6 protein-coding genes are annotated in these 6382 nt (G+C 36.3%); 4 read left to right on the top strand and 2 right to left on the bottom strand.

The features are described 5' to 3' along the window. Positions 1-36: 36 nt before the first annotated feature. Complete coding sequence (locus ACFQZ1_RS07505) at positions 37-426, top strand: DUF1259 domain-containing protein (protein ID WP_377881489.1); 390 nt, start codon at positions 37-39, stop codon at positions 424-426. A gap of 365 nt (positions 427-791) precedes the next feature. Here ACFQZ1_RS07505 and ACFQZ1_RS07510 read toward each other — a convergent pair whose 3' ends face one another. Continuing rightward, the gene (locus tag ACFQZ1_RS07510; RefSeq protein WP_377881490.1) at positions 792-2228 is read right to left on the bottom strand and encodes a glycoside hydrolase family 1 protein; all 1437 of its coding nucleotides are present in this window, start codon (positions 2226-2228) and stop codon (positions 792-794) included. Positions 2229-2481: 253 nt separating this feature from the next. Here ACFQZ1_RS07510 and ACFQZ1_RS07515 point away from each other — a divergent pair, with 253 nt between their 5' ends. The 3 genes from ACFQZ1_RS07515 (at position 2482) to ACFQZ1_RS07525 (ending at position 5616) form a co-directional block, all read left to right on the top strand. Beyond that, a complete protein-coding gene (locus tag ACFQZ1_RS07515; RefSeq protein WP_377881491.1) occupies positions 2482-3207 on the top strand; it encodes a MurR/RpiR family transcriptional regulator in 726 nt (241 codons plus the stop codon). A gap of 758 nt (positions 3208-3965) precedes the next feature. Continuing rightward, complete coding sequence (locus ACFQZ1_RS07520; protein WP_377881492.1) at positions 3966-4397, top strand: helical membrane plugin domain-containing protein; 432 nt, start codon at positions 3966-3968, stop codon at positions 4395-4397. 40 nt (positions 4398-4437) lie between these two features. Beyond that, positions 4438-5616: an NAD(P)/FAD-dependent oxidoreductase gene (locus tag ACFQZ1_RS07525; protein ID WP_377881504.1), complete on the top strand. Its 1179-nt coding sequence runs from the start codon at positions 4438-4440 to the stop codon at positions 5614-5616. Between the two features lie 582 nt (positions 5617-6198). On the opposite strand, the gene ACFQZ1_RS07530 is transcribed toward ACFQZ1_RS07525, so the two are convergent. Then, positions 6199-6382 (bottom strand): hypothetical protein (locus ACFQZ1_RS07530; RefSeq protein WP_377881493.1); only part of this gene is annotated, 184 nt, incomplete at its 5' end.

Raw genomic sequence — 6382 nt, forward strand, 5'->3', positions numbered from 1 at the left:
AAAACAAAATACAGTGTAAAGAAGGTGATAAATAAAATGGTGAACAATGAAGAAACACTTTGTCGTAAGTTTGCAAAAATTATAGGCGGTCAATCAGGATTTGCGGGTGGAAAGTGTGTAGCTACAATATCTCGAGATCAAATAAACGCAACGATTTTGGAAAAGAGATTTGGGGTAACTTCTTCTTTCTCATTCGAATCAATAAATAATTTAAGTGGCGAAGCTTTATGTTTAGGAAGAGTAGCACTTTTACAAAATGAAGTGGAGCCATTTATTACTGTAATTGAAGCTCAGGAAATAATAGTTTCGTCTATCCACAATGAATGGTTGTTCGATAATCCACGTTTGATTTATGTCAATATCGAATCTGTTGAAGAACCATTGACTTTTGCAAGAAAAGTCAAAAGAGCGTTAAAAGCTATTTGACCATAATCTTTGCACCAATTAAAGGAACCTCATTCTCTTTTCGTTTGACGTAAAATCATATGCACCTTACAAGTTAGATAACATAAAATTCAGAGAGAATAAGATTACTTATTCTCTCCTTCTAAAAATTAATTCTCTTTTTTTATATTTTAAAATTACATTTTTGGCTTCGATAAATCCTGCTTGAGAAGTTACCCCTGATAATAATCCTCCAAAGCCTCTGTTTTAAATTCATATTTTGTAACAGAACCCCATAAAATATTGCGCAAAGCATTTACACCTGTTGTCTTTTGAATATAGGCTATCTCGGTAGCCCTTAACAAAAGTATTTCCTTTGTAAAAAGAAAATTACTATTAATAGATTTTTATAGCCTTTCCCCATTTGTTGCAATTACATCTTTATACCAGAAAAAGGACTTCTTCTTTTTCCGTTCTAATGTGCCGCTGCCATCGTCATGTTTATCAACATAAATGAAGCCGTAACGTTTGGAGAACTCACCTGTTGACATACTTACCATATCAATACAGCCCCAGCTTGTGTAGCCTATTAATTCAACACTATCTTCAATGGCTTCACCCATTGCTTTCACGTGCTCACGAAGATAGTCAATTCGATAGTCATCGTTGATTGTGCCATCTTCTTCTATTTTGTCATAGGCTCCTAACCCATTTTCTACAACAAATAGCGGTTTCTGATAGCGATCATATAATTTGTTTAAGCTAATGCGTAATCCTTCAGGGTCGATTTCCCAGCCCCAGTCGCTTGCTTTTAAGAACGGATTTCTTATGCCACCAATAATATTCCCTTGCGTTGCTTCTGCATCTGTCTTCACTTTCTTCTCAGTGCGGGACATGTAATAACTAAATCCAATATAATCAACAGTGCCTTCTTTTATTAATTCTAAGTCACCATCTTGAATCTCTAATTCGATATTATGTTCTTTAAAGTACCTCTTCATAAAAGCTGGATACTTACCCCGTACTTGCACATCTGCACAATAGTAATTGAAAAGCTGTTCTTCCTGAAGGGCATACATTACATTTTCCGGATTGGAATCAAAGGCATATACAGGCGCAAAGAGAATCATACAACCAATTTTGGAATTAGGAATGATCTCATGGCATGCTTTAACCGCAATGGAGCTTGCGACAAATTGATGATGGTATGCCTGAAAGGTAGGCTGGTATTTATCCTCTTCTTTTTGAATGGAAAAACCAAGACCTTGAATCGGCATCACCAAGCTGCTATTGATTTCATTAAAAGTCATCCAATACTTTACTTTATTTTTATAACGATTGAAAATAGCTTTTACATATCTTTCAAAGAACGTTACCACTTGACGGTTTCTCCAACCACCATATTCTTTTACTAAATGCAGAGGCATTTCATAGTGAGAAATGGTTACAACCGGTTCAATACCGTATTTATGCAATTCATCAAAAACACGATCATAAAAAGCCAATCCTTCTTCATTCGCCTCTAACTCATCGCCGTTTGGAAAAATTCGTGTCCAGGCAATCGACATACGGAATGCCTTGAAACCCATTTCCGCAAACAACGCAATATCTTCTTTATACCGATGATAGAAGTCAATCGCTTCATGATTTGGATAGTAGTATTGATCACGATGGATTTCAAAATCAAAACCTGGATTCATTAATATTTTATACCGTTCGTTTCCACCTGGAAGGACATCGGCAATATTTAGCCCTTTATTCCCTTCACTAAATCCGCCTTCTATTTGATTAGCTGCAGTAGCCCCTCCCCATAAAAAATCTTGAGGGAATTGATATGTTTTCATTTGGATTACCTCCAGAAATTTATGCCATTATTATTTTTGTTTAAAATTCTCTTCCTTATAAGTAACTACAAAAAAATCATAACTACGTTTAACAGGATAGTAAATGAATGAAGGGTATTTAGTTTTTTATAACGGAAAAAGTGACTTGTTACATAAATGTAACGTTATGTTTCATATGAAAAAGTTGTGCTAAAATGTAGTTATCATTTTTTGCAGGTTACGATACTTTTTTACTGAAGGAGAAACTGGATCAATGTTTTCCCATGACATAATCGCTTCTTTTAATGAATTAGAAACTTCTTTATACAACTATATTTGTCAAAACGGTGATAAAGTGGCTTATATGCAAATTCGCGAACTAGCAGATGAAACCCATGTATCAACAGCTACAATTTTACGTTTTTGCAGGAAACTACATTGCGAAGGGTTTTCCGAATTTAAAGTAAAGCTTAAAATGCACTTAAAAGAGAATAAAAAGACGCTCATAAAAAGTTCCCACCGATCAGTAATAGAATTTTTTGAGCGAACGTTAAAGGGTGACTTAGAAGAAAAAATTAAGGAGGCTGCAAGTCTCGTTATCCAAGCAGATAACGTTATTTTTATTGGAATCGGCAGCTCTGGTATTCTTGCTGAGTATGGTGCAAGATATTTCTCAAGCTTAGGTAAATTTTCGCTATATATTAAAGATCCTCACTTCCCAATTCACTCTAAACTCCGTAATAATAGCGTAACGATTGCTTTATCTGTCTCAGGAGAGAATAATTTTACCGTCACTCATCTTAACCAACTTAAACAAGAAGGAAGTAAAATCATTAGTATTACAAACAATACACTCTCAACCATTGCAAAAATCTCTGATATAAACATTCCCTATTATGTAACAGAGGAATTTTTTGAAGAATCTAATATTACTACACAAGTACCTGTTGTTTATATTTTAGAATCTATGGCTCAGGAAATACATAAACTTAATCAATAGGCTGATTACTTCTACACCCATAGCATGTGTAACTGGAAATAAAGGTTTCTTTAACTACGACTCGAATTTCAACATAAAAAGACAGGAGCTTGTTGCTCACTGTCTTTTTATATTGAAATTATATATTTAGTTGTAATAATTAATCCTATTACCAATAGCTTCGATTGAATAATAAATGACTTTTATTAAATATGTACCAATCCCTATCCTAGCGTTGTGCTTTTGATTTTATCCTTGCGCAACCTTTCACAATCTCCCTGAATGTTCATATGATATAAAGATTCAGATAATCTTTTTTGATGGATGGCCATTTTCATCACATTTTACTCCATAAAGATAACTATCTTTCCAATAAACGGTATTATAATAATTCTTTTCATATATAACAATATTATTTTCTTTATTTTTCAAAATATCTTAATTGTCAAATTCCAAATTCGTATATGTTCTACATGAATCATGCTTTCATAACTAAAGGGAAAAAACAGTGCTTTAATTCCGCAAAAACACTGCCTATTTCCTTTTAGACCATTTTTATATCTTCCTAAAAATTATCACTGGTTCTAAAGATAGGACATAATTAAGCATTCAATGGCAATGATAAATTTATACAAAAGATTTATTTATATGCTTGTAAATTTTTCAAAATACAAAAATCATCTCGAGCTCTTAAGAGTTTGGGGAATCTTACGGAAGATAGGTCTTTTTCTTTAACCACTAAATTTATGCAATATTGTTTTCGTAAAGGAGAATCAGATATGTCAGAAACAATGGCAGGACAAGAGTTATCAAGTTCATCTGCTAATTCGGAACAACATGCTGTACTGAATGAACTATTAAAACCCGAAGTTCAGCAATCCTTAACTGCCTTAATAGAGCAGTTGCCAAAATTGAATGAGCTTGTAAGCATATTGACTAAGTCTTATGACTTTATCCAAGCAGTCGCTACTGATGAGGTATTAAAGAGCGATACCGTTGGAGCGATTCAAGAAATTATGGATCCTGTAACAGACTGCGTAAGAAACATCGCAGTCACTGCTATAGAAGCGAAAGATCGTGCTGAGGAAAGCAATGAGGTAATCGGTCTTTTTACTCTTTTAAGGATGATGAAAGACCCGCAAGCACAGAAGCTTTTCCGTTTTATAAATGCCTATCTCCAAATTAGCAGGGAACACAATAGACACGAATAAATCTTTTATATTCAAAATTAATAAGGATGGAGGATAAATGATGGTAAAACATATTGTCATCTTAGGCGCTGGTTATGGCGGACTTCTAGCAGCTTTAAACGTTCGCAAGTACTTAAGCAAGGATGATGCACAGGTTACTGTAGTAAACCAGTATCCAACACACCAAATCATCACGGAGTTGCACCGTCTTGCGGCAGGAAGCGTCGCTGAGCCAGCCGTATCTATACCACTGAAGAAGCTTTTCAAGGGAAAAGACATCGATCTTAAGATCAATAAGGTTGATTCTTTTTCAGTAGACAAAAAAGAAGTAAAACTTTCAGATGGTTCCACTTTAACATATGATGCTCTCGTCGTCGGTTTAGGAAGTAAAACTGCTTATTTTGGTATTCCAGGACTTGAAGAGAATAGCTTAGTGTTAAAATCAGTGGAGGATGCTAACAACATCCATCAACATATTGAAAAGCGTATTCATGAATATGCACAGACAAAAAATGAAGCTGATGCTACTATTTTAATCGGCGGCGGCGGATTAACCGGCGTTGAGCTGGTCGGTGAAATCGCTGATAAACTTCCTAACCTTGCTAAAAGCTATGGAGTGAACCCTAAAGAAGTGAAACTTTTGCTTGTCGAAGCGGGTCCAAAAATTCTTCCCGTTCTACCGGATTCACTCATTGAACGTGCACAGACTAGCCTAGAGGCGCGCGGTGTTCAGTTCCTATTAGGTCTTCCCGTAACAAATGTTGCAGGCAATATCATTGATTTAAAAGATGGTCAGAAGATTGTAGCGAATACTTTCGTTTGGACAGGCGGCGTACAAGGCAACCCTCTAGTAGGTGAATGCGGCCTTGAAGTGAATCGCGGACGTGCAACCGTTAATAATTACCTTCAATCTACGTCTCATCCAGATGTGTTTGTTGCCGGTGACTGTGCCGTTGTGTTTGGTCCAGATGATCGTCCATATCCGCCTACTGCGCAAATTGCTTGGCAAATGGGAGAACTAATCGGCTACAACTTATTTGCATATCTAGAAAACAAATCATTTGAAGAGTTTAACCCAATCAACTCAGGAACGCTTGCAAGCCTAGGCCGTAAAGATGCTGTTGCCACAATTGGAGCAAGCTCCACTCAGCTCAAAGGAATGCCAGCATCCCTAATGAAGCAGGCAAGCAATGTTCGTTACTTGTCACATATTCACGCGTTGTTTAGCTTGGCTCATTAAACCAAGCGAGTATCAAAGTGACAAACATCCTGTATATTTAAATGAAAACAGATTTAGATGTAGAAGGAATTCTGTATAATTTACAATATTTTTAGGTATTCTAAGGATGTGAGATGTTATCATTTCACACACAACCCTAAACCAAAAGGCTTCCTCACCCGAAGCCTTTTGGGCATACTTAAAATGTTCATACATCCATTAAATTTGTCGATTTATCCAGAAAACAATCAACGACATTTTGAACCCCGGCCATTTTTTATAACCAGCTTGCTTTGTAAATCCAACGTAAATCATACATATACAAATTGAATATTTTAATACCGTACCTCTCCTTTTCATTCGGATAACATATTAACCCATCAAAAAAGAAGCTAATTGTTTCGGACCCAGTCGGGATTATACAAAATAAAAAGCCTCAATCTTTTTATTTTGAAGAGATTGGGGCTTTTTTCATTCTTGCTTCAACTTAAGCATGATTCTCCTAATTCATATTAGATCTAGTCTAGTTGACCTTAACTTTTCTGTCTAACTAAGTGTAGCCTATCTAGGTATAAAGTATAAAAATTAAGGTTATAGTACTCCTTAGAAACCACCCGTACCCATACCTGGGAAACCACCCATGCCTGGGGAACTGCCCATGCCCATGCCTGGAGAACCGCCCATACCCATGCCTGGAGAACCGCCCATACCCATGCCTGGAGAACCGCCCATACCCATGCCTGGAGAACCGCCCATACCCATGCCTGGAGAACCGCCCATACCCATG

Source organism: Bacillus sp. CGMCC 1.60114 (genome assembly GCF_042676365.1).
GTDB classification, from domain to species: Bacteria; Bacillota; Bacilli; order Bacillales; family Bacillaceae_G; genus Bacillus_A; species Bacillus_A rhizoplanae_A.